Source organism: Kitasatospora albolonga (genome assembly GCF_039535905.1).
Taxonomy (GTDB): Bacteria; Actinomycetota; Actinomycetes; order Streptomycetales; family Streptomycetaceae; genus Kitasatospora; species Kitasatospora albolonga.
Map to the genome: position 1 here is coordinate 1 of NZ_BAAAYB010000037.1, position 22,435 is coordinate 22,435.

Annotated in this window: 19 protein-coding genes and 1 pseudogene; 14 read left to right on the plus strand and 6 right to left on the minus strand. The window is 71.2% G+C overall.

The window, feature by feature from the left end; all coding sequences use genetic code 11:
• Together ABD946_RS09440 and ABD946_RS09445 are read left to right on the plus strand one after the other, a co-directional pair.
• The coding region (locus ABD946_RS09440; RefSeq protein ID WP_345281918.1) for an RHS repeat-associated core domain-containing protein at nt 1-1,789 on the plus strand (1,789 nt) is incomplete at its 5' end.
• Between the two features lie 81 nt (nt 1,790-1,870).
• Complete coding sequence (locus tag ABD946_RS09445) at nt 1,871-2,473, plus strand: hypothetical protein (RefSeq protein ID WP_345281920.1); 603 nt, start codon at nt 1,871-1,873, stop codon at nt 2,471-2,473.
• Nucleotides 2,474-2,697: 224 nt separating this feature from the next.
• On the opposite strand, the gene ABD946_RS09450 is transcribed toward ABD946_RS09445, so the two are convergent.
• The 3 genes from ABD946_RS09450 to ABD946_RS09460 are packed head-to-tail and all read right to left on the minus strand — an operon-like array spanning nt 2,698 to nt 5,860.
• Nucleotides 2,698-3,954, minus strand: a complete 1,257-nt coding sequence (locus ABD946_RS09450; protein WP_345281921.1) for a tyrosine-type recombinase/integrase — start codon at nt 3,952-3,954, stop codon at nt 2,698-2,700.
• A complete protein-coding gene (locus tag ABD946_RS09455) occupies nt 3,954-4,142 on the minus strand; it encodes a helix-turn-helix domain-containing protein (RefSeq protein WP_345281923.1) in 189 nt (62 codons plus the stop codon). The genes ABD946_RS09450 and ABD946_RS09455 overlap by 1 nt, the downstream gene beginning before the upstream one ends.
• The gene (locus tag ABD946_RS09460; protein WP_345281925.1) at nt 4,139-5,860 is read right to left on the minus strand and encodes a replication initiator; all 1,722 of its coding nucleotides are present in this window, start codon (nt 5,858-5,860) and stop codon (nt 4,139-4,141) included. The genes ABD946_RS09455 and ABD946_RS09460 overlap by 4 nt, the downstream gene beginning before the upstream one ends.
• A 352-nt stretch (nt 5,861-6,212) precedes the next feature.
• Between ABD946_RS09460 and ABD946_RS09465 the strand changes: the two genes are divergently transcribed.
• Entirely contained in the window at nt 6,213-6,593 is a 381-nt protein-coding gene (locus tag ABD946_RS09465; RefSeq protein WP_345281927.1) for a winged helix-turn-helix domain-containing protein, read from the plus strand.
• Between the two features lie 717 nt (nt 6,594-7,310).
• Nucleotides 7,311-7,622, plus strand: coding sequence for a polymorphic toxin type 28 domain-containing protein (locus ABD946_RS09470; protein ID WP_345281929.1), 312 nt, complete (start codon nt 7,311-7,313; stop codon nt 7,620-7,622).
• 686 nt (nt 7,623-8,308) lie between these two features.
• On the opposite strand, the pseudogene ABD946_RS09475 reads toward ABD946_RS09470, so the two are convergent.
• Nucleotides 8,309-9,656 (minus strand): annotated as a pseudogene (locus ABD946_RS09475) (tyrosine-type recombinase/integrase).
• A gap of 823 nt (nt 9,657-10,479) precedes the next feature.
• Here ABD946_RS09475 and ABD946_RS09480 point away from each other — a divergent pair.
• From ABD946_RS09480 to ABD946_RS09505, 6 genes are all read left to right on the plus strand, one after another.
• Nucleotides 10,480-11,796 carry a diacylglycerol/lipid kinase family protein gene (locus ABD946_RS09480; protein WP_380149437.1) on the plus strand — a complete coding sequence of 439 codons (1,317 nt, stop codon included), beginning with the start codon at nt 10,480-10,482 and terminating at the stop codon, nt 11,794-11,796.
• A 138-nt stretch (nt 11,797-11,934) separates the two neighbouring features.
• Entirely contained in the window at nt 11,935-12,534 is a 600-nt protein-coding gene (locus tag ABD946_RS09485) for a phosphatase PAP2 family protein (RefSeq protein WP_345281931.1), read from the plus strand.
• A 329-nt stretch (nt 12,535-12,863) separates the two neighbouring features.
• Nucleotides 12,864-14,348 (plus strand): carboxyl transferase domain-containing protein, encoded by a 1,485-nt coding sequence (locus ABD946_RS09490; protein ID WP_345281932.1) that lies wholly within the window; start codon nt 12,864-12,866, stop codon nt 14,346-14,348.
• 160 nt (nt 14,349-14,508) lie between these two features.
• Complete coding sequence (locus tag ABD946_RS09495) at nt 14,509-15,006, plus strand: hypothetical protein (protein WP_345281934.1); 498 nt, start codon at nt 14,509-14,511, stop codon at nt 15,004-15,006.
• Nucleotides 15,003-15,371: a hypothetical protein gene (locus ABD946_RS09500; protein ID WP_345281936.1), complete on the plus strand. Its 369-nt coding sequence runs from the start codon at nt 15,003-15,005 to the stop codon at nt 15,369-15,371. Before ABD946_RS09495 ends, ABD946_RS09500 begins: the two co-directional genes overlap by 4 nt.
• Entirely contained in the window at nt 15,368-15,556 is a 189-nt protein-coding gene (locus ABD946_RS09505) for a hypothetical protein (protein WP_345281938.1), read from the plus strand. The genes ABD946_RS09500 and ABD946_RS09505 overlap by 4 nt, the downstream gene beginning before the upstream one ends.
• An 18-nt stretch (nt 15,557-15,574) precedes the next feature.
• On the opposite strand, the gene ABD946_RS09510 is transcribed toward ABD946_RS09505, so the two are convergent.
• Entirely contained in the window at nt 15,575-17,464 is a 1,890-nt protein-coding gene (locus ABD946_RS09510; RefSeq protein ID WP_345281940.1) for a D-alanyl-D-alanine carboxypeptidase, read from the minus strand.
• Nucleotides 17,465-17,741: 277 nt separating this feature from the next.
• Between ABD946_RS09510 and ABD946_RS09515 the strand changes: the two genes are divergently transcribed.
• From ABD946_RS09515 to ABD946_RS09525, 3 genes are all read left to right on the plus strand, one after another.
• The gene (locus ABD946_RS09515; protein WP_345281942.1) at nt 17,742-18,482 is read left to right on the plus strand and encodes a GOLPH3/VPS74 family protein; all 741 of its coding nucleotides are present in this window, start codon (nt 17,742-17,744) and stop codon (nt 18,480-18,482) included.
• 339 nt (nt 18,483-18,821) lie between these two features.
• Nucleotides 18,822-19,679 (plus strand): helix-turn-helix domain-containing protein, encoded by an 858-nt coding sequence (locus ABD946_RS09520; RefSeq protein ID WP_345281944.1) that lies wholly within the window; start codon nt 18,822-18,824, stop codon nt 19,677-19,679.
• Nucleotides 19,676-19,888, plus strand: coding sequence for a DUF397 domain-containing protein (locus ABD946_RS09525; RefSeq protein ID WP_345281945.1), 213 nt, complete (start codon nt 19,676-19,678; stop codon nt 19,886-19,888). The genes ABD946_RS09520 and ABD946_RS09525 overlap by 4 nt, the downstream gene beginning before the upstream one ends.
• 39 nt (nt 19,889-19,927) lie before the next feature.
• Here the strand turns inward: ABD946_RS09525 and ABD946_RS09530 are convergent, their stop codons facing one another.
• Nucleotides 19,928-21,019, minus strand: a complete 1,092-nt coding sequence (locus ABD946_RS09530) for an ADP-ribosylglycohydrolase family protein (protein WP_345281946.1) — start codon at nt 21,017-21,019, stop codon at nt 19,928-19,930.
• Nucleotides 21,020-21,200: 181 nt separating this feature from the next.
• Between ABD946_RS09530 and ABD946_RS09535 the strand changes: the two genes are divergently transcribed.
• The gene (locus tag ABD946_RS09535) at nt 21,201-22,307 is read left to right on the plus strand and encodes a tyrosine-protein phosphatase (protein WP_345281949.1); all 1,107 of its coding nucleotides are present in this window, start codon (nt 21,201-21,203) and stop codon (nt 22,305-22,307) included.
• Nucleotides 22,308-22,435 lie beyond the last annotated feature (128 nt).

Consider the following 22,435-nt stretch of genomic DNA (forward strand, 5'->3'; position numbering starts at 1 on the left):
CTACGACGCCGACGGCAGTCTGATCGAACGATCCACCCCGACCCAGAACACCATCGTCCTGGGCTCAAACAACGACGACCTGGTCTACGACAAGAATGCCAAGACCCTCACCGGCACCCGCTACTACAGCATGCCCGGCGGCCTGAGCGCGGTCCGCACCGCCAACTCACTCAACTACCGCGTCTCCGACCACCACGGCACCGAAACCCTCGCCCTCGACGCCACTAGCCTGTCGGAGACCCGCAACCCCGTCGACCCGTTCGGCAACCCGCGCACCACCAACACCGCAACCAACGGCCTCGCCGGCACCAAGGGCTTCGTCGGCGGTACCAAAGACACCACCACCGGCCTCACCAACCTCGGCGCCCGCCAATACCAACCCACCACCGGACGCTTCCTCAGCCCCGACCCCATCATCGACCCGGCCGACCCACAGCAGTGGAACCCCTACGCCTACAGCAACAACAACCCCGTCAACTACAGCGACGCCAACGGGTTGAAGCTGCAGTGCGGCGGCGGCGACTCGCCAAGCTGCCCGACAGACAACAAGGCCGGTGGGCAGGGAGCCGGTGACCTTGACTCGGCCTACACCACCGACCACCTGACAGGCATCGACGCAGACCAAGCAGAAGCCGCAGGCATCATGCCGGTCTACCCCGGCGTATACGTCCCGGCCAACTGGGACAAGCGCGACCAGTTCGCGAACGCCTACATCCACCGGATCGCACGCGACTGCAAGCCCTACTGCGGACGCTCCGAAGAAGCCGACCTCCAATCGGCCACCGCACTGTACATGGCCACGTGCAGCGACATCGGAGGATGCCCCAACGAAGTGGGCACCCTGAAGGCGGCACTGTTGTCCTCGGTCGTTGCCGGACTGTCGATGCCAGGCGGCCGGTCCATCGCGGGTATCTCGAAGGCGATCAAGGATCGAGCCCAACGGTCAGTCAAGAAGATGATCGAGGCACGAAGGCAGAGGCTGGCCACCTCGTGCGACGGCGACAACTCCTTCCCCGCCGGCACCAAGGTCCTCCTCGCCGACGGAACCACCAGGGACATCAACGAGGTCCGCGTCGGCGATACGGTTGTCGCGACTGACCCGCTTACCGACGAGACCAGGCCCGAAGAAATCTTGGCCGTCATCGTCACCCCGGACGATAAAGACTTCACCGACCTCACGATCCAGACAAGCGCCGGGGTCGAACACCTCACCTCTACTCAGAAACATCCCTTCTGGAACGAAACTACTCAGCAGTGGACGGACGCCGCAAAACTCCGCACAGGCAACCATCTACGCATGCCAGACGGCACCCCGGCGACGATCACCAGCGTTCGCAGCTACACCAGCCTCAGCGTTGCCTACAACCTCACCGTTGCCGACCTCCACACGTACTATGTGCTGGCTGGAAATACGCCAGTGCTGGTTCATAATGCAGGTGGCCCCTGGTGCGACACGACAAAGCCCATTGTCGGCGCGATGCCCGACGCCAATCAGACATCGCTCTACGCGATCATGTCTAAGGATGGGCTTTCGGTTGAGAAGTGGGGTATCACCGGCGATCCGATTTCGCGGTACAGCATGAAGCAGTATGGCGCATTTGGTGACGGGTCATACATGCAGATCATTAGGAATTATGACAGTAGGGCTGATGCTCTTGCGAACGAGCGGTACTTGACCAAGAGGTGGCCGGGCCCCTGGAATGACGAACCGCATGCGGGTACTGTGACGCCGACGGGGGGTCTGGTTGATGTACTCAACCAGATCCGAGCTGGACGAGTCCTCGGGTAAGGAATCTAGCTGCCGCCTGCGGCTCGGCCTCAGTTGGGCCGCAGGCGGCTATGGGAACTCCAAGTGATAGGAATTCGAGGCGTGATCGATTCGCCTTTGCGCTCGGCAATCATTGACCTCCTTGATGAGGTTCTTACCCCCATCATGTGGGCCGAGCTTGACGCCCTCCTGGCGGCTAGGTACTCGCTGTCCATCTCGGAGGACCAGTTCTCGGCAATCTTGACTGCTGAGCGACAGTGCGGCGCTGGCAGGGGTGCCGACGAACTGCTCCTTCTGCCCGGCCTTCGGGTTCCCGATGCAGTAGGAGATACGCGATACATGACCCGGTCGGATTGGGCGGTCAAAATGCGTCTGACTGGCGAGGCGCTGGAACCCTCTCGGTCTCTACTTATGATTCGTTGGATGTGTGATCAGCTTGTGGTGGCCAAGCAGGCCGGAAGCGATACGTGGCCAGCCCTCGAAAGGGAGATTTACCGGGCAGCAGAGGTGATCCCCGAAGAGGTCATCGAAGAATATAAGGATGAGATGGCGATCGAAGAGACGAGCGGGTCGATGATCGAGGTTATCCGAAATTCGGCCGAAGACCTCGCGTCTGAGTCCAGGCGAAATTTTCGAGATCTGACGGATCGCTTCGCCGGGAAGTTCTCAAGGCTCTCTCCGGGCGAGCTTGCATTCGGACTCTAGAGCCATCTCTGGGCGATTCGAGATTTACCCTGTGGCGCTAACCTAATCCTGGCCGCCACGCTTGCTTTCGAGTGGAAACAACTTGGGAGAAAGGGCTATTTTCTGCCGTCTCGGAAGGGACTGTGGCGGCCGGTACAGGATTCAGGTAGAGGTATTGAAAAGGACGCGAGATCCCCCGCATCAGCGGGGGCTCTCGACGTTTGACGGCAACGCTGACGGCAACGTCAGCGGACGGGTGCTGCACTTGGCGGGTCGTCAGGGGTCTCGGATGCTCGGAGCGCGCTGCCGAGGGTATCGATGGCCTGGCGCTGGAGGCGGAGCCGGACGTGGGCGTACACCGAGGCGGTGACGCCGATGTGGGCGTGGCCGAGCAGCTCCTTGATCACCACGAGCTCGACGCCCTGTTCGAGGAGCAGGGTCGCGGCGGTGTGCCTGAGATCGTGAAACCGGATGCGGCGGAGCCTGGCCGCCCGGCACAGCGCGGTGAAGTGTCGCGTCAGGGTGGACGGGTCGGTGGGTGAGCCGTCGGGAGCGGCGAAGACGAAGTCGCTGCTCTTCCAAGCGTCACCAGCCCCCCAGCGCTCTCGGTCCTGGCGTTCGCGGTGATGCTTGAGCGAGTGGACGCACTCGGTGGGGAGGGCGATCCGGCGTTCGGAGCTGACGGTCTTGGTGGGCAGGGTGGTCAGGCCTCCGGTGGGGGTGCGCTGGAGGGTTCGGCGGATGCTGGCAGTGCCGTTGTCGAGGTCGAGGTCTTCCCAGCGCAGGCCGAGGAGCTCGCCCTTGCGCAGGCCGGTGCGAAGTGCGAGGTCGAACAGGGCCCGCAGCCGGTGCCCTTCGACGGAGGCGAGGAACCGGCGGGCCTCGGCGACGGTGAGTGGCTCGAAGCGGCGGGGCCGGGGTGTTCCGGTCTTGATGTTGCGGGCGACATTGCGCGGGAGCTCGTCTTCGCGGACGGCGTGCTCCAGTGCGGACTTGAGGACGGAGTGCACGTAGGTGACGGTGAGCGGGGACAGGCGCTTGCCGCAGCACTGGCCGACCGCGCAGCATCGCTGTTGCTTGTCGAGGCCGCGGGAGCAGCACTGGCAGGTGGTGCGGAGCCGGTCGAGCCAGGTGCGGATGTCCTTGGCGGTGAGGTGGGCGACCTTCTTTCGGCCGAGGCCGGGTATGACGTAGAGCCGGGTGCAGGTGCGGTAGCGGGTGTGGGTGTTCTCTCGGAGGCGGTGGATGGCGACGCTGTCGAGCCAATAGGTGAGGTAGGCGGCCACGGTGCTGTCGGCTGCGGCGACAGGTCGGCCCTGGTTGCTGGCGGCGATGCGCTCGGTGAGTTTGACGGCGGCTTCCTTGCGGGTGGTGCCGTATACACGGACGCGTTTGCGGCTGCCGTCGGTGGCGAGCACGTAGCCGGCGGCTTCCCAGCGCCCGTCGCGGCGCTGGTAGATGGTGCCTTCGCCGTTGGCGCGGCTCTTACGGGGTGTGGTCATCAGGCGGCTTCCTGTTCGAGTCGGGTGGTGATGAGGTGGTCGAGCGCGTGGGCGGGGATGCGGCGGGCGCGGCCGAGGGTGAGGGAGGGGAGTTGCCGGGTCCGGATGAGGTCGTAGACGGCGGAGCGGCTGATCTTGAGCCGGGCCGTGACCTCGGGCACGGTGAGGAGCTCAGCGCCGGCGGTCATGCGGTCACCCCCGTCTGGGAGGCGCGGGTCGGCCGGTGACCTGGGCGACCGGGTCGGTGACCGGCGTGGTGGTCGGGGTCATGCGGTCGGCGTCCGTCGGGCCGGGTGGGCGGCCGGGCTTCCAGGAGGTCGGCGAGGTGGGCGAGTTCGGGCAGGAGACCGGTCCCGGCGTACTGCCAGTGCGAGACGACCAGGGTCGTGTCCGCGCTCCCGCGCTGACCGGCGTCGTCGTGGTGACCGGCACAGCGACCGGCGGTCAGGTCACCGTGGTCAGCGCGGTCACCGCCCCGGTCAGTGACCGGCTGTCGGCCGGTGGACACGTTGCTGCCGACGGTCGTCTGCTCGGTGTGCGGGCCGACCGGTGCCGGAGCGGCGGCGTCGGGTTGGCGGGTTCGCCAGGCGGTGCGTTCGGCTCGGAGGTGCGTGAGGGTGGTGGAGTAGTGGCGGGTGCGGGTGGAGAAGTAGCCTCGGAAGCCGAGCATGTGGGCCCATTGCCGCAGGCGGAGGTGGGCGTGCTCGGGACGGGTGCCGAGATGCCAGGCGGTGTGGATCATGCGGCGGGCGTGGTCGGTGATGTCGAACTGGGCGAGCTCGGCGAGGAGGCGGAGGCGGCGGTCGAGGGTCCCGGTAGTGGTCTCGGCACCCTTGGTGGCGTACTTGGCGATGTACGCTGCCACGTGCCGGTCGGTCACTGGACTATCACCGGTGAAGTCGCTGCTGCGGATCGGGCGGACGTCGATCTGCCGCCCGAACCGGAACACCAACTGCCGTTCCCGATCGGCCTCGCGGGAGCAGGGCGCGTCCCCGGCGGGCTGCTGCGGCTGGCCTTCGTGGTGGACGCGGGTGCGCCTGGCGGCGGCGTGGACGGCGTGGTTGAGGAGCTCGGTGGTGGCCCAGGTGGGCGGTTCGCTTGTGGGGCCGGTGGGTCCATCGAGGCGGATGACGGCGTGGAAGTGGACCTGGCCGCGCTTTTGGTACTCGGCGACCTTGGCGTAGGACAGGGTGGCGTGGTGCCGCAGGGTGCGCTGGGTGAGTCCGGCGGCCTTGGCGATCTCGCGGCGCAGGTGGGTGGTGAAGCGCGCCCACAGGGCGGGGGCGTGCGCGTTCCACAGCACCGCACCCGCGTAGTCGTAACGCGCGGGGTCGAGCGGGGTACCGAGCAACGGGTCGTCGTCGACGTGCCGGACGCCGCAGTGGCAGCGGCTGGTGTCGGGCTGGTTGTGGACGGGGCCGAAGCCGGGCGCGGTGAGGGTGGCGAAGACGCGCGGGTGCGCGGCGACGCCGGCCGGGACGGTCTTGCCGCCGCGCAGTCCGGCTGCGATGAGCTGGTAGGTGTCGTAGCGGTAGACGGTCGAGCAGGCCGGGCAGCGGGTCGCGCGGCGGTTGCCGCAGCGGACCAGCAGCTCGCCCGCCGGGAGGTGTCGTGCGTCGAGGTGGTCGAGGACCTGGCCCGTCGCGGTGTCGACACGGGTGCGGTGCCCGGTCAGGCGGATCGGACGGGCGCAGCCACCGAGCCCGCCGACCTGGCGGGCCAGGGGTGAGAGGTATCCGGCGGCGGCGAGCTTGGCCAGCCTGGCGGTCAGCCGCGCCCGGCGTTCCAGCGCCGAGTCCCTGTTCGCGGACGTGTCGGCCCTCTCGACGCGCGTCGATGCGGCGAACGCCGCGCTGGCGGGAGTGGAGGTGGTTGCGGGGGTGGGGAGTTGGAGCTGCGCGGGCATGGGGACAGACCTCCGGCAGGAGTCGGGAGAAGAGGAGAGGCGATTGAGGGGCGACCCGGGTGATCGGCGCACGTGGGCACGGTGCGTGTGACGGCGGGCGCGGATGGTGGGCCGGGGACGTCTGGCCTGGTCGGCGGTGGTGTTCACCAGCGGTGCGTGAAGGTAGCATCGCTTCAAGCGCGCATTCAAGTGCATCCCTCCTCATCTATTTCGGTGGCCGGTGGCGACGCGAGTACTGTGGCCCCGGTCTTCCGTTTTGGACGGGCCGGATTTCAGTGGTAGAGGCGCAGAGAGAGCGGGGTGACCTGCGGTGACGGTGGGGCGGCGGGGACGTAGACCGGCGGGCGGCACGGTGCTGCTGACGTTCGAGGTCATCGCCGAGGCCCTGCGGGAACGGATCCGCTCCGGCGGGCTGAAGCCCGGGGACGCGTTGCCGACGCAGGCCGTTTTGATGGCGGAGTACGGGGCCTCCAGCCTGTCCGTGCAGAAGGCCATGACCTTGCTGAAGCAGGACGGCTACGCGATCTCCCGCCCCGGCAAGGGAGCCTTCGTCGCCCGCCCCGACGCCGACGGTGACTCAGGTGACGGGGAGGCCGGGCCCACGCCCGTCGGCGGGACGGCGGCGCGCGTTGAGGCGCTGGAGCTGGCACTGGCCGAGACGCTTGATCAGCTCACCGCCTTGCGTGCCCGCGTCGAAGCCCTGGAAGCGGGCGGCACCGAGCGAGGCCGCTGACCCGTCGGCCGCTGGACGGCAGGGGCTGGAGCTGTGCGTCCAGATTTTCTCTACGAGGTTCAAGGCGGTGCCCCGCCCGTCTGAGCTGGCCGAACGCCGCCGACCGACCCGTTGTCGGGTGTCCAGCCGACGCCCGCATGGAGTGCCGGCGGAGCGAGCACGCCGACGTCCGGAACACTGCCCGGCCGGGAGCCCGCAGGGAGCAAGTTGTGGGGTAAGCGCTGCTTACCCCGAGCCCGGCCAGCCGGAGCAAGTTGTGGGCTATGGACTCCTTGCCCGCGACGCGGAGCAAGTTGTCGCCCACGACCGTCCTACGGCCGGTCGTTCGAGATGGCCGGCCAGGGGTCCGACCATCAAGGCCCGTCGCCGAGCTGGCTATCGGCGGGTGACTGGCGTTCGCCCCCGGCGGGGAGCGAAGCTCCCGGAGCCTCGCCGCCGACCAACCCCTTCCCGTCCCGGTCCTCGCGCTGCGAGACTGGCCGACGCAGGAGCCCGGCCCCGAGCCTGCCCGAGGCCACCCTCGGCGGCCGAGAGCCCCCGATCCGCCAGATTGGTCTAGACCCTTGACGGCAGCGGTGACGGCAACAACCACGAACAACCTCGGCCGAACCCGCACCCCAGCGGAGCCGCCGAACACCGGTTGACCTGCGAAAACGCAGGTAGAGAGGGGTCGCGTAGCACACGCACTATGTACTCGCTGGTACCACGCCAGTGCTTGTGCACAATTCGAGCTGCGGCATTCCGACAAAGACGGACAGGATTGCCGAGCATCTCACTTTCAGGGATCTGGATGCCGCTAAGCGCGAACTCGGCGGTGAGGTTGTTGCGCGAAAGGCTGATGGAACTCCGTGGGACCATGTTGGCGAGGTTCGATATGCTCAGACGGGCCTCCTGAATCGCATGCATCAGATCAAGGTGAAGATGTCAAAGGTGGGGGTTGATGATCCGAGCTTCCCGTCGCTCCAGGACGAACTCAGCCAGGCCAGCAAGTTGCTCGACTACTCAGAGAAATATGTCCCGAGGCACTGATGACAGAATTTAGAGACATGCTCGATAGGGCTAAATCCGGGACGCTGAGCGCTCGAGAACTCGGCGTTGCCGTGCAGGCAATTTCTGAGGGTCGGACAAGTCAGGGGGACCTGTATACGGCGTTGCACGTGGTTGGGCTGGCGAGCTCCCCTGCCCAAGCGGAGGCCGTCAGGCAGTATCTCCTCATGCCCGCGGACCCAATGCTGTCGCGCCTCGCTTTGCAGATTCTTGGCGACTACTGGGGGCTGTCGTCTGAGCTTCTTCCCGAGCTTCGTGGGTTCCTGACTGGAGTCGATTGGGATGTTGATGGCGATGTTCGAGATATTGCCATTTCCATCACAGGCCGGCACCTTCGAAAGGTGGGTGGACCGGCCGACTTGGCGAAAAAATTGATGAGTATCGCCGACGACGATAGTGAGTTCGGTCTTGTGCGAGAGGCCGCATTGCGGGCCCTGGCTGTCGGACTCGGGGATTCGCTTATCGAAACGTCGTCTCCAGCCGTCCGAGTGCGCGTTGGATCTGCACAGGCTGTCGACGTCCTAGCCCGTGCGAGAAAAAGCTATGCCCGGCATTAGATGGCATCAGGGAATATAATTCCGTGATTTGAGCGGAAGGAAGCCCCGCCAAGACCGTGGAGGTCTTGGCGGGGCTTCTTGCCGTCTTGACGGCAGTAGTTGACGGCAACGTCAACGGACGGGGATTGTACAAAGCGGCGGTTCGTCACCATCGTCGGGCCCGGCGGCGGGCTTGGTGGGGTCGCGGAGGGCGTTGCCGAGGAGATCGATGGCGTTACGCTGGAGGCGTAGACGGACGTGGGCGTACACCGTCGCGGTCACCCCGATGTGGGCATGACCCAACAGTTCCTTGATGACGACGAGTTCGACGCCCTGTTCCAGGAGGAGGGTCGCCGCCGAGTGGCGGAGGTCGTGGAACCGGATGCGTCGGAGCCTGGCCCGGCGGAGCAGGGCGGTGAAGTGCCGGGTGAGGGTGGCTCCCTCGATCGGGGCTCCGTCGGGCCGGGTGAAGACGTAGCCGCTGTTCTTCCAGCCCGCGCCCACCGCTTCGCGTTCCTGGCGCTGCTGGTCGCGATGCCGGTCGAGGGAACGCAGACACGGTGTGGGCAGCGCGATGCGCCGCTCGGAGCTCTGGGTCTTGGTCGGCAGGGCGGTCAGGCCGCCGGAGTTGGTGCGTTGGAGGGTGCGGCGGATGCTGGCGGTGCCGCCGGCCAGGTCGAGGTCTTCCCAGCGCAGGCCGAGGAGTTCGCCCTTGCGGAGCCCGGTGCGAAGCGCGAGCTCGAACAACGCGTGCAGCCGATGGCCGTGGGTGGCGGCCAGGAACACGCGCGCCTCCTCCGTGGTGAGGGGTTCGAAGCGGCGGGGCCGGGGGGTGCCCATGCGGACGTTGCGGGCGACGTTGCGCGGGATCTCCTCCTCACGGACGGCGTGCTCCAAGGCGGACTTGAGCACGGAGTGCATGTAGGCCAGCGTCAGCGGGGAGAGGCGCTTGTGGCAGCACTTCCCGACGGCGCAGCACAGCGGCTGGTCGCGGGTGGTGTCGAGGCCGCGTGCGCAGCACTGGCAGGTGGTGCGGAGTTGGTCGAGCCAGGTGCGGACGTCCTTGGCGGTGAGCTTGGCGAGCTTCTTCCGTCCCAGGCCGGGGATGAGGTAGAGGCGGGTGCAGGCGGTGTAGCGGGTGTGGGTGTTCTCGCGGAGCCGGTGGACGGCGACGGTCTCCAGCCAGTAGGTGAGGAACGCTGCGACGCTGCCCTGTGCGGAGGGGGCGGGGGACGCCGCGGTTGCTGGTGGCGATCTTCTCGGTGAGCTTGGCCAGGGCGTCCTTGCGGGTGCTGCCGTAGACGCGGACGCGCTTGCGAGTGTCGCGGGGGGCGAGGACGTAGCCGTGGGCTTCCCAACGGCCGTCCTTGCGCTGGTAGACGGTGCCGTCCCCGTTGGCGCGGCTGCGGCGGGAGGCGGGGGTGTCGCTGGGGGGGTAGACATCAGGCGACTTCCCGTTCGAGTCAGGTGCGGATGAAATCTGGCCGCCCGGACGAACCACTGAGTAATCGGGCAGAACCTCACCACGAACCGGCCACGTGCCCTCTCCTCCCAAGCCCGACGGCAGCAGAGGGGAGTACGCCGCCACATGGGATGATTCCGTTATTCCGCGCAGCAACAACGCCCAACTACCGTCTGCCTACGTGGCATCGGGGTTGTGGCCGAACGCCGATCTCCTCGACGCGCACCGGCGAGCGCGCACTACGGGCAGGCCCTCGCCCGCAACCTCGAACAGGCAATGCGGAACCGGACTCTCAGTGTCCGACGACCCGGGGAACTCTCGGGCGTCTCCCACACGACGGTCAGCCGCCTCCTCCGCAGCTTGGTGCTGTGCGATATCGGCACCCTCGCCACACTCGAAACAGCCCTGCACACCGACCTGTGGCCGGGAGTCGCCGCGCTGCCCTCAGCCTCCGCCGCAAGCACGAAACGCTCCCATGGAGCCAGCTAGCATCATCGTCCCTGCACTCGGGGGAAGGCCCCTGTGAGCTGCATAGAGGTCAGTTCCGTTCCCGGAACGAACGCGCTCCGTTCCGAAGCACCCGAGAACGCCCCTCCGGGCCTGCGCATTCACCAATGTCCACAAGCCGCCAATGAGGCGGGGCCGGTCCCGGGGGACGTGGCGTGGTCGGCGGCGGGCCGACCGCTGACAGACTAGCGGATCGTGCCGGTGGGCGGGGCTGGGCGGGGCTGTGGGGGCTGGGCCGTGGGGGGTGCTGCGGCACGGCGGGGTGGGAGCCTGGCGACCGACCGGGCCCGGGTGCGGGAGGATGCGAGGACTGACGGTGCGTGAGGGGGCGGGCGTGGCGGGTGTGGAGGGTGCGGTGCGGGTGCAGCGGTTGGCGCAGGTCGCGGTGGGGTGTGCCGGGGCCGCGGTGGTGGTGCTGGTGCTGATGGTGGGCTGGCGCGGGCTGGGGGTGGTGCTGGCCGGGGCGATCGGGCTGGGGGTGGCGGCGGCCGGGGCCTGGTGGGCGGTGGCGCACCGGGGGGCGGCCCGGGTGGCCGGGGCGGTGCTGGCGGTGGCGGCGCCGGTCTGGGTGCTGGGTTTCCTGGTGCAGAGCGGGCTGGGGTTGGAGGCGGTGCTGACGGTCTCGCTCTGGGCGGGCGGGATGGCCGCCGCGACCGAGGCGCTGCGGCTGGACAAGCGGGCGCGGCGGGCCGCGCAGGTGCCGTCGGCGCCGCGGGCACTGAAGCCCGTGTTGATCATGAACCCGAAGTCCGGCGGCGGGAAGGTGGAGAAGTTCGACCTGGTGCGGAGGGCGGAGGCGCTCGGGGCCAGGGTGCTGCTGCTGGACGGACAGGACGTCTCCGCGCTGGCCCGGCGGGCGGTGGCCGAGGGGGCGGACCTGCTCGGGGTCGCGGGCGGGGACGGGACGCAGGCGCTGGTGGCGGAGGTGGCGGCCGAGCACGACCTGCCGTTCCTGGTCATCTCGGCCGGCACCCGCAACCACTTCGCGATGGACCTCGGCCTGGACCGCAACGACCCGTCCACCTGTCTGGACGCACTGACCGACGGCGTGGAGCTGACGGTCGATCTGGGGACGGTCGCGGACCGCCCGTTCGTGAACACGGTCTCCTTCGGCGCCTATGCCGAGATCGTGCAGAGCCCGGACTACCGCGACAACAAGACGGTGACCGCGCTCGGCGCGCTGCCCGACCTGCTGGCCAACAAGATCGGCGCCCGGCTCACCGCCGAGGCCGACGGCACCCGGCTGACGGACCCCCAGGCCCTGCTGGTGAGCAACAACCCCTACGAGACCGGCGACCTGCTCGGCGCGGGCAGCCGCCCCCGGCTGGACACCGGCCGGCTGGGGGTGCTCTGCCTGAAGGTGGAGGGTGCGGCGCAGGCGGTCGAGCTGGCGCTGCGCGGGGAACAGGCGCAGGGGCTCACGGTGCTGACGTCCCGTGAGGTGACGGTCCGGGCGGAGGCCGGGACGGACACCATCCCGGTGGCGGTGGACGGCGAGGCCCTGACGCTGCCGACGCCGGTGCGCTGCACCGTCCGCGCGGGGGCGCTGCGGGTCCGGGTGCCGCGGGACCGGCCGGGCGCGGAGCCGGTGGCGCCGCTGCGCGACTGGCGGCGGGTCTGGCAGCTGGCCTCGGGCGAGGCGGCGTCCTGATGGCGGGGCGCGGGCACGGGCACGGGCGTGGAGCACGGGCTCCGGGGCGGCCCGGAGACGGGCCCGAACGGGTGCCGGTGCGAGGGCCGGAGCTGATGGTGCGTGAGGATGGCGGGGAGACGAGGGAGGTGACGGTCGATGCGTAGCCCGACGACCGGTAGGTGGTGGCCGCTGTCGCAAGCGGTGGTGCTGGACCTGGCGGCGCTGGACCGCTCGGTGTACGGCGCGGTGGCGGCGACGCCGACGCCCGCGCTGGACGGGGTGATGCGGCGGCTGTCGGCGGCGGCCGACCACTCGAAGCTGTCGTTCGCGGTGGCCGGGCTGCTGGCACTGCGCGGCGGTTCGGCGCGGCGGGCGGCGGTGCTCGGGGTGGCGGCGATCGGGCTGGCCTCGGCCACCGCGAACCTGCTGGGCAAGAACCTGGTGCGGCGCGAACGGCCGGACCGGGCAGGGGCGCTGGTGCCCGAGGCCCGGCACGTCCCGATGCCGTCCTCGGCCTCCTTCCCCTCCGGACACTCCGCCTCGGCCTTCGCCTTCGCGGTGGCGGTCGGCGCCGAACTGCCCTCGGCGGCCGTCCCGCTCGCCCTGCTGGCGGCCACCGTCGCATACTCGCGGGTCCACACCGGGGTCCACTACCCGGGCGACGTGGTGGCCGGCTCCCTGCTGGGCGTCGCCGCGGCCACGACGGTCCGCCTGGCGGGCACGGGCACCTTCGGCCCGTCACCCCGGACCAGCTGACACCCCGTCGACGGCGGAGGCGGACGGCCCTGAGGCACGGCCACAGCGCCGCCGGCAACTCCGGACCACCGGGGTTGCCGGGCCACCGGCGGCCCACAGGCCGAGCGGACCGAGCGGACCGAGCAGCCGCACGGGCCGAACCAACCCCTCCGCCCCGCCGAAGACGCCCGGCGACCCCACACCGCCCCCGCCGGAGGCGAGTGAGCACCACCCCACGGAGACGGCGAGCTCACCCCACGACGGGACGAGGCGGGCATCCCCCAGCGCCCCGCCCACCCCCGCCGGAGGCGAGTGAGCACCGCCACAGGCTGACGTCCTGCCGCCCGGGAATGGTGCGGTCAGGACCGGACCGGGAGGACGAGTTGACGGCGGAGCGGATGATCGGGCTGCTGGCGGATGCCGGGAGCTTCGAGTGCTGGGACGAACCGGTGCGGCCGCCGGAGGCGGATCCGGCGTACCGGGAGGCGCTGGAGCGCGCCCGGGAGCGGACCGGGATGGACGAGGCCGTGACGACCGGCGTGGCACGGGTGGCGGGGCGTCAGGTGGCTCTGGTGGTGTCGGAGTTCGGCTTCCTGGGCGGTTCGATCGGGGTGGCCACCGCCGAGCGGATCACCCGGGCGGTGGAGCGGGCCACGGCCGCGCGGCTGCCGCTGCTGGCGCTGCCGGTCTCGGGCGGGACCAGGATGCAGGAGGGCACCGCCGCGTTCCTCTGCATGGTGCGGATCACCGCCGCCGTCCAGGCCCACCGGGCGGCCGGTCTGCCCTACCTGACGTACCTGCGCAGCCCGACCATGGGCGGGGTGTTCGCCTCCTGGGGCACCCTCGGCCATCTGGTGCTGGCCGAGCCGGGGGCCCGGCTGGGCTTCCTCGGGCCGCGGGTGTACCGGGAGCTGCGCGGGGTGGAGCTCCCGGAGGAGGTGCAGCGGGCCGAGACCCTGGTGGCGCACGGTCTGGTCGACGGCGTCGTCCCGCCGGAGCGGCTGGCGCGGACGGTGGCCCGGGCCCTCGCGGTGCTCGCCGACCCGCCCGGACCGGCCGGGCTGCCCGACCCGGAACGGCCGGCGGAGCCGGTGGACGCCTGGGAGGCCGTGCTCCGCAGCCGCGCCCCGGACCGCCCGGGGACGGAGGCCGTGCTCGCGGCCGCCGACCTCGGCCTGCTGGAGCTGGCCGCGCCGGACTCCGCGCTGGTCCGGGCGCTGGCCCGGTTCGGCGGGCAGCCGGCCGTGGTCGTGGGGCAACGGGCGGGCGCCGAGCGGCCGTTCACCGCCGCCGATCTGCGCAGCGTGCGCCGGACCGCCCGGCTGGCCGAGCAGCTGGGCCTGCCGCTGGTGACGCTGGTGGACACCTCGGGGGCCGAACTCTCCGTGCAGGCCGAGCTGGACGGCCTGGCGCTGGAGATCGCCCGGACCCTGGAGACGCTGGTCGCACTGCGCACACCCGTCCTGGCGGTGCTGCTCGGCCAGGGTTCGGGCGGCGGGGCCCTGGCCCTGCTGCCGGCCGACACCGTGCTGGCGGCGGCCAGCGGCTGGCTGGCCCCGTTGCCGCCGGAGGGCGCCTCGGCGATCGTGCACCGGGACGGCGGGCACGCCGCGGAGCTGGCCCGCGCCCAGGGCATCGGGGCGGCCGACCTGGTCGCGGCGGGCCTGGTGGACCGGGTACTGCCGGAGGGCGACGACGAGGGCCCCGGCCCCGGCTTCGCCAACCGGGTCGCCCACGCCATCGGTACGGGCCTCGCCGACCTGACGGCCCGTCCGGACGAGGAGCGGCTGGCGGCCCGCGCCGCCCGCCACCGACGGCTCGGCGGCAGCGCCTGAACCCACCCCCGACCGTCCCGTGGCACACCCGCCGGGTGACGGCCCGTCCGGACGCGCGCACCGGCCGTCGCCCACGCTGCCGTCCACCCGCCCCGTCCACCCGCCCCGGCCCCGCGACCCGACGCCCCGAAGGCTCGACCGCCCCGCCACACCCCCTCGGGTGACGGAACGTCAGGCCCCGGTCGCGGCCCGCCCTCGCCCGGGTGAGGATGGCCGTGGGGGACGGCCGAGCCAGTGGGAGTGGGAGGTACGGGTGACCGGTTCGCTGCCCAGCGCGGGTGAGGAGCCCTCACCGCAGCAACCCCCACCGCAGCAGCCCTCACCTCCGCGGCCGGGCCGGTCGGCCCGGTTCAAGGCCCGGCTGGCCGTGCTGGCCACCACCGCCAAGGGACTGCCGGACCGGGTGCCGATCGTCGGCCGGGCCGTCGGCCAGCTGATCCGGGTCAACCTGCTGGACAACGCCACCCGGCTGGCCGCCCAGGCCTTCCTCAGTGCGCTGCCCGCGCTCTTCGTGGTGGCGGTCTTCGCCCCCGCCTCGGTCCGGGACGGCGTGGTCGGCTCGCTCCGGGACCAGCTGGGCCTCCAGGGCGAGGCGCAGCAGCAGGTGCGGCAGCTGCTCTCGGCCGGCAACGACGACGTGACCCAGAGCTTCGGGTGATCGGCGCGCTGGTCACCCTGCTCTCGGCCACCGCGCTGAGCCGGGCCATGCAGCGGGTCTGCGAGCGCTGCTGGGACCTGCCCAAGTCGGGGGTTCGGCTGGCCGCCTGGCGCTGGCTGGCCTGGTTGGCGGCCTTCCTGGCCTTCCTGGTCTTCCAGTCGCCGGTCCGGGAGGGCTTCGGGGCCGGGGCCTGGCTGGGACTGCCGCTCTACCTGGTGCTGGCCACCGTCCTCTGGTGGTGGACCCAGCACCTGCTGCTGGGCAACCGGGTGCGCTGGTACCCGCTGCTGCCCGGGGCGCTGCTCTGCGGGGTGGCCGCCCTCGGCCTGGGCCTGGCCGCCAAGGTCTACCTGCCCGGGCGGTGACCCAGAGCGTGGACCGGTTCGGCCCGTACGGCGTGGTGTTCACGTCCCTGAGCTGGTTGATCGTGCTGTTCACCGCCATCACCCTCGCCATCTCGCTCGGCCGGGTGATCGCCGAGGAGCCCGCCCTGGAGCGCCTGCTCGGAACACCGGACGAGCCCGGCCGCTGGGGCGGCCGGGCTCGCTGAGGGGGTACGGAAGGAGCGTCAGAGCAGGCGCAGCAGCCGGGACGCGATCGACGGCGGCGCCAGGTCCGACTGGAGCGTGACGGGCACCTCGACCCGGTCCTCGCCCTCGCCGGCCGCGATGGTGCCGACCTGGGTGCCGGCCTTGGCGGAGTGGCCGAGGCCCTCGGTCCGCATGGTGAGCTCGGCCTTCACGCCGGACCAGCCGGCCACCGTCAGGTCCTTGGCGGCGACCACCGGGACGGTGCCGCCGAGGCCGTCGTCCACGCGGCCGACCACCTCGCCCTGCTTGGCCAGGGTCTGGCCGGTGAGGCCGTTCTGCGCGCTGGTGATGATCTTCTGACTGGCCGTCTGGGCGGCCTTCAGCAGGTTGTCGGTGGCGGTCGCGGGCTGGCCCAGGGTGACGCCGAGGATCAGCCGCTTGGTGCCGCCGATGTCCTTGGTGGCGGCCCACATCAGGCAGGAGCCGGCGGGGGTGCTGGAGCCGGTCTTGACGCCGATCACGCCGTTGCGGGCGGAGAGCAGCCCGTTGGTGTTGTAGATCCGCTGGTTGTTGAAGGTCATGTCCGGGGTGGCGACCACCTGGCGGAACACGTCGTCGTCCATCACCTCGCGGGCCAGCTTGAGCTGGTCCTTCGCGGTGCTCTTGGTGTTGTTGTCGTAGCCGGCCGGGTCGGCGTAGGTGGTGTTGGTCATGCCGAGCGCCTTGGCCTCGGCGTTCATCTTCTCCACGAACGCGGCCTCGGAGCCGGAGTCCCAGCGGGCCAGCAGGCGGGCCACGTTGTTGGCCGAGGGCAGCATCAGCAGTTCGAGCGCCTCGTACTCGGTCAGCTTCTGACCCTCGGTCAGCTGGGCGCGGGACTCGTCGGTGTTGGCCGACTCGGCCGCGGCCTGCTTGTCCACCGTGATGACCGGGCCGGGCTCGCCCTTCTTCAGCGGGTGGGCCTTGAGGATCAGGTGGGCGTTCATCACCTTGGTGACGCTGGCGATCGGCGCGGGGGTCTCCGGGCCGGAGCTGCCCAGGCTGCCGACCCCGACCACCTCGGCGGCGGCCTGGCCCTTGGCGGGCCACGGCACCGTCAGCTGGTCGCCGGAGAAGGTGTAGGAGCCGGCCAGCGAGAGCTTGGTCCTCGGGTCCGGCAGCGGGCGCAGCAGCTGGGCCACCACCACCGCGCCGATCACCACGGCCAGGAAGACCGTCCAGATGGTGATCCGCTTGACCGCCCTTCGGAACGGCGAGACCGGACGGGCGGAGAGCGCGGCCAGCACCTCCATCGCCTCGGAGGTGGTCTCCGGCACCGGAGCGGGCTCCGGCTCGACCACCGGGGGCGCGCTCGGCTCGGGGACGGTCCAGGCCTGCACCGGCGGCTTCACCGGGGCGGGCTTCTCGAACTTCTCGGCCACCGCGGGCGGCGCGACAGGCGTGGCCGACGGCTCGACGGGTACGGCCGGCGACGCGACGGGTACGGCGGCCGGCTCGGCGGGCGCGACCGGCTCGGCGGATTCCCGCACGTCAGCGGCCTCCACCTGCTCCGCAGGCTCCGCCTCCCCCACGGCGGCGGCCACGGGATTCTTCGCCACCGGCTCGGCGACGGCCTCGGCAGCGGGCTCCTCCGCGGGCTCCTCCGCGGTCGGCTCGGCAGCCGGCTCGGCGGCCTCCCCGGTGCCCTTGTCGGCAGCCTTCGCGGCGGCCGGTTCGACCCGCTCCGCAGGCTCCGCGGGCTCGGTGTCCTCGTCCGGCACCCGCAGGTGCGTGGTCGCGTTGTCCACCGGCAGTCTCAGCATGGTGGTCCGACTGTCCACATCACGGACCCTCAGCTGGACGGTGGAGCCGTTCGGAGCCGCCTCGGCGGCCGCCTCCCCCTCCACCGTTTCCCCGTCGCGCCGCACCTTGTCGGGGGACTCGCCCACGTAACCCATCCTCCTCGTCCGCCGGACCGGCCGGGGCAGATTTCCGCCCGCCGGTTAGCTCTCCAGTCTCCGCTACCGGGACCGTAACGACCGTCACACCCCGCCCGACCGGCCGTTATTCGCTCGGACCGGCCCGTCCGGGGGCATTCCCTGCCTCAGACGCCGGCCCCGGCGGGCCCGGTTCCCGCCCCCACCGCCAGGTCACAATTCGGAGGCGTACTCGACAAGCCGCTGTGAGAGGCGTCACTCTGTCATTCATCCACGCGGGGAGGCTTGGATGGGCAAGAGCCGCAGAACTATTCCCGAGGAACTCCTGTTGCTCGCCCTGGACCCGACCACGGGTACCACGGCGCAGCCGCAGACCCTCGACCTCGGACTCGCCGGGGCACAGCTCGTCGAGCTGTCCCTGGCCGGAAGGATCGTCCCTGACGGGGACCGGATCGCCGTGGTGATGGCACGGCCGACCGGTGATCCGACCTTGGACCACGCACTGGAACTGCTGCGCCGTCGTGGCAGTGCGGTGCGGGCTGCACACTGGATCGGCGGGCCCCGGCTGGGGCTACGGCAGACCTACCTGGCGCACCTGGAGCGGTGCGGCATGGTGACTGCCGTGCCGGGCCAGGTGTGCGGCGTGCTGCCGACGACGCGGTACCAGGCGTCGGACGACTGCACCAACGCCGCCATCAAGCAGCGGCTGGACACCGCGATCCGGACCGGGGTCCCACCGGACCCCAGGACGGCCGCGCTGGCCGCGCTGGCGCACGCCGTCGGCCTGGGCAAGCACCTCTACCCGGGCAACGAGGGCCGGTCGTCGCGGTCACGGCTGCGCGACCTGATCCGGTACGACCCGCTCGGCGGCATGGTCGCCCACGCGGTGATGGACGTTCAGAACGGCCTGCCGGGGCAGGCCCGGGGTGCGGCTCCGGCCCGTCCCGCGGTCACCGGCCATCCCGTGCCGAGCCGTCCGACCGCGGGCGGCAACGGCCGGGGCCTGGCGGGCCGGGCGGTGGCGCGCTGACCCCAGCGCGCGGCCGGCCGGGTGCGGCACCGCGGCACCACCTCGCACGAGCTCTCGGGGCGGCCGCTCCAGACAGTTGGTCAACTGTCTGGAGCGGCCGCCCCGTTGGCGTCTCCGGAGCCGGATCGCCATTACCGTACGGGTGACCGTGGACGCAAGGGCCACGATCCCGTTTGAGTGCTTTTACGATGGTCTGTTCTTGTGAGCGGAGGTCATTCCCCCACGCCAGGGCGGGTCGAGATGACATGCTGCTCCACGTCAGGGGGGTTGGTACCAATTTCCACACTCTTCCGAGGCGCACCTCATCCGGGTGCGCCAGAGGTACGGCCGGAGGTCGACGTGTCCGCCAACATCAATCCGACGGTCCGGCGCCGCCGACTGGGCGCCGAACTGCGGCGCCTGCGCGAGCAGAAGGGCATGACGGCCGAGGAGGTGGCCGGCCGCCTGATGGTCTCCCAGTCGAAGATCAGCCGCCTGGAGAACGGCCGCCGCTCGATCAGCCAGCGCGACGTCCGCGACCTGTGCGACGTCTACGAGGTCACCGACGAGCGGATCCGGGCGGGGCTGATGGAGATGGCCAGGGAGTCGCGCCAGCGCGGCTGGTGGCACGAGTTCGGGGACATCCCGTACTCGGTCTACATCGGCCTGGAGGCCGAGGCCAGTTCGATCCGCGCCTACGAGTCCTCCTTCGTCCCGGGGCTGTTGCAGACCCGGGAGTACGCGGCGGCCGTCGTCGAGGGCACCCAGCCGGACACCGACGCCGGAGCGGTGCAGCGGCGCGTCGAGGTGCGGATGAAGCGGCAGAGCCGGATAAACGGTGAGAACCCGCTGGGCAGCCTCTGGGTCGTGGTGGACGAGGCGGTGCTGGCCCGCGAGGTCGGCAGCCCGATGGTGATGGCCGATCAGCTGCACCAGCTGATCGAACTGAGCGAGCGTCCGAACATCAACCTTCAGGTCATCCCGTTCCGCCACGGGGCCCATCCCGGCATGACCGGGACATTCTCCCTGATGGAGTTCCCGGAGTCGGCGGATTCGACGGTCGTCTACTTCGAAGGAGTGACGGCCGACCTCTACCTGGAGAAGGACGCCGACGTCCGCCGCTATACCAATCTGTACGACCACCTGCGGGCCGCAGCGCTCAGCGTGGCGGAGAGCCGCACACTGATCAGATCCTATGCAGAGGGGTTCAAGAGATGAGCACCACGTCCACGCAAGGCAGTCTCACCTGGCGCAAGAGCAGCCACAGCGGCGGCAACGGGGCCTGCGTCGAGATCGCCGTGCCGAACGGCTCCACCATCGCCGTCCGGGACTCCAAGGACCCCGAGGGCCCGCAGCTGCACTTCTCGAACGCGGCCTGGGCCGCCTTCGCCACCGCCACCGCGGCCGGCGACTTCGGCCGGATCTGACCCGCCCTCAGCAGCGCCCCCGACGGACGCGGTGCCCGGTCAGACCGGGTACCGCTCCGTCCAGGCACGGCCCCGCAGTTCGCCGCCGTGCAGCAGCTCCAGCACGAAGTCGTCGGCCAGCTCCAGCAGCGTCCCCCGGCCCTCCAACTCGGCCACCAGCTCCGGCGGCAGCGCCGTCTCCCCGTGCACCACGCCCAGCAGGCCGCCGCAGAGCGCCCCGGTCGAGTCGCTGTCCCCCGAGTGGTTGACCGCGAGCAGCAGGCCGGACTTCACGTCGTGCGCCACCAGCGCGCAGTAGACCCCGATCGACAGGGCCTCCTCGGCCGCCCAGCCCTCCCCCAGCTCCTCGACCCGCGCCGCCCCCGGCTCCCCGGCCCGGACGGCGTCCAGCGCCCGGCGCAGCGCCGCCGTCGTCTCCTCGTGCCCCGGGTGGTCGGAGAGCGTGGCCAGCGCCTGGTGCACCCCCTCCTCCAGCGTCCCGCCCCGGGCGGCCGCGTGCACGATCACCGCGAAGGCGCCCGCCGACAGGTAGGCCGCCGGATGACCGTGCGTCAGCACCGAGCACTCCACCGCCAACTGGAACACCAGCGCCGGGTCCCAGGCCGTCAGCAGGCCGAACGGAGCCGACCGGACCACCGCCCCGCTCCCCCGGGCGTCCGGGTTGCGCGGCTCGCCCAGGCTGCCCGGCACGGCGGCCTCCGGCCCCGAGAGCGCGGCCAGCGCGGCCGGCTCCGGCGAGCGCTGCGCGTACAGCCACTCCTGCCGCCCCAGCCAGCCGAGGTCCGCCCGGCGCTCGTCCGGGCCCCAGTCGTGTTGGGTCGCGGCCCAGCGCAGGTACGCCCGGTGAACGTCGGTCGGCGGGTGCCAACTGCCGCCGTCCCGCTGGGCGTGCGCCCGTATCAGGCCCTCCACCGTGAACAGGGTCAGCTGGGTGTCGTCGGTGACGGTCCCCGGGCGGCCGTACGCGGCCACGTAGCCCGTCACTCCGTCAGGTCCGTGGGCCGCCAGGATCTTCTCCAGCGAATCGCCCTCGATCCCGGCCCCGAGCGCGTCTCCGATCGCACCGCCGAGCAGGCAGCCGCGGACCCGGCTGCGGAAGTCCTGCTGCTGGGCACGGGACCACAAGGCCATCACGGGTACGGCACCTCTTCTCGACACGCCGCGCACCGCCCCCCCGGAGCGCGCCCTCGCACTGTATTCGAATACCTCACCACGGGGCGCCGCGGTCCGGAACACCAGCCCTTCACAGACTGTTGCCACCGCGCCATCCGCGGGCCACCGGGCCACATCCCGGCTTCCTACCGTCCGCTCCATGACCACCACCCGCACCCGGTTCGCCGTCGCCGTCGCCCTGACCGGCGCCCTCACCCTCGGCACCACCGCGCTGGCCACCTCCCCCGCCCTGGCCGACTCCGCCGGCCACCACGCCCAGCAGTCCGCGCACCGCATCCCGTTCACCGCCGCCACCGTCACCCAGCGGGCCGACGGCACCTTCACCCTGACCTGGGCCGCCCCCACCGCCCGCAGGGTCACCGTCTACGCGGGCACCGACCGCGACGCGATCCGCCACCGCACCGCCGTCGCCCGCGGCGCCGGCTCGGCCACCGTGACCGTCTCCGGCCTGGCCGCCGCCGACCGCTGGTACTTCGAGCTCGTCCCGGACCGCGGCGAGTCCCTGACCGTCGCCGACCGCTCCCTGCACCTCGCCTCCGCCCCCAACTTCCGCGACGCGGGCGGCTACCGCACCGCCGACGGCCGCTGGGTGAAGATGGGCGAGGTCTACCGCTCGGACGACCTCTCCAAGCTCACCGACGCCGACCTGGCCAAGCTCCAGCGCCTGGGCATCCGTCAGGTCTTCGACCTGCGCACCCCGGCCGAGCAGAAGGCCGCCCCCGACCGCGTCCCGGCCGGCGCCACCGTCACCTCCGCCAACGTGCTCGGCGTCGAGGACACCGGCGCCTTCAACGTCACCTCCCCGCAGGCCGCGGTGCAGGCGATGATCGACGCCGAGAAGGTCATGGTCTCGGCGGCCAGCGCCAAGTCCGCCTACCGCGGCGTCCTGCGGGCCGCGGACGACCGCGGCGCGGTGCTCTTCCACTGCACCGCCGGCAAGGACCGCACCGGCTGGGCGGGCGCCTCCCTGCTCACCGCGCTCGGCGTCCCGAAGGCCACCGTCGAGGCGGACTACCTGGCCAGCAACGACTACCGCGCCGCCGCCAACGCCGCGGTCCTCTCCCACCTCCCGGCGTCGTACCAGGCGATCTACAAGCCGCTCCTCGACGTCCGCCCCGAGTACCTCAACTCCGGCTACGACGAGGTCACCGCCAAGTACGGCACCTTCGACCGCTACCTCAAGAACGGCCTCGGCCTCGACCGCACCGAGCTCCGCCACCTCCAGGACCGGCTCCTCGTCGGCTGAGGCTTCGGCCCGGGGCCGGAGGCCCCAGGGGCGCGGGGAACTGCGCGCAGGGGAACGGCAGCACCTGCAACTGGCTGACGGAGCTTCAGTTGCCGGTGGGCCGCCTCCCGACCCGCGCAGTTCCTCGC

What these genes read in the sequence shown, in the direction of transcription:
- ABD946_RS09450 (WP_345281921.1), bottom strand. Translation starts at nt 3,954, where the DNA reads ATGACCACACCCCGTAAGAGCCGCGCCAACGGCGAAGGCACCATCTAC.
- ABD946_RS09455 (WP_345281923.1), bottom strand. Translation starts at nt 4,142, where the DNA reads ATGACCGCCGGCGCTGAGCTCCTCACCGTGCCCGAGGTCACGGCCCGG.
- ABD946_RS09460 (WP_345281925.1), bottom strand. Translation starts at nt 5,860, where the DNA reads ATGCCCGCGCAGCTCCAACTCCCCACCCCCGCAACCACCTCCACTCCC.
- ABD946_RS09485 (WP_345281931.1), top strand. Translation starts at nt 11,935, where the DNA reads ATGCGTAGCCCGACGACCGGTAGGTGGTGGCCGCTGTCGCAAGCGGTG.
- ABD946_RS09490 (WP_345281932.1), top strand. Translation starts at nt 12,864, where the DNA reads ATGGTGCGGTCAGGACCGGACCGGGAGGACGAGTTGACGGCGGAGCGG.
- ABD946_RS09515 (WP_345281942.1), top strand. Translation starts at nt 17,742, where the DNA reads ATGGGCAAGAGCCGCAGAACTATTCCCGAGGAACTCCTGTTGCTCGCC.
- ABD946_RS09525 (WP_345281945.1), top strand. Translation starts at nt 19,676, where the DNA reads ATGAGCACCACGTCCACGCAAGGCAGTCTCACCTGGCGCAAGAGCAGC.
- ABD946_RS09530 (WP_345281946.1), bottom strand. Translation starts at nt 21,019, where the DNA reads ATGGCCTTGTGGTCCCGTGCCCAGCAGCAGGACTTCCGCAGCCGGGTC.
- ABD946_RS09535 (WP_345281949.1), top strand. Translation starts at nt 21,201, where the DNA reads ATGACCACCACCCGCACCCGGTTCGCCGTCGCCGTCGCCCTGACCGGC.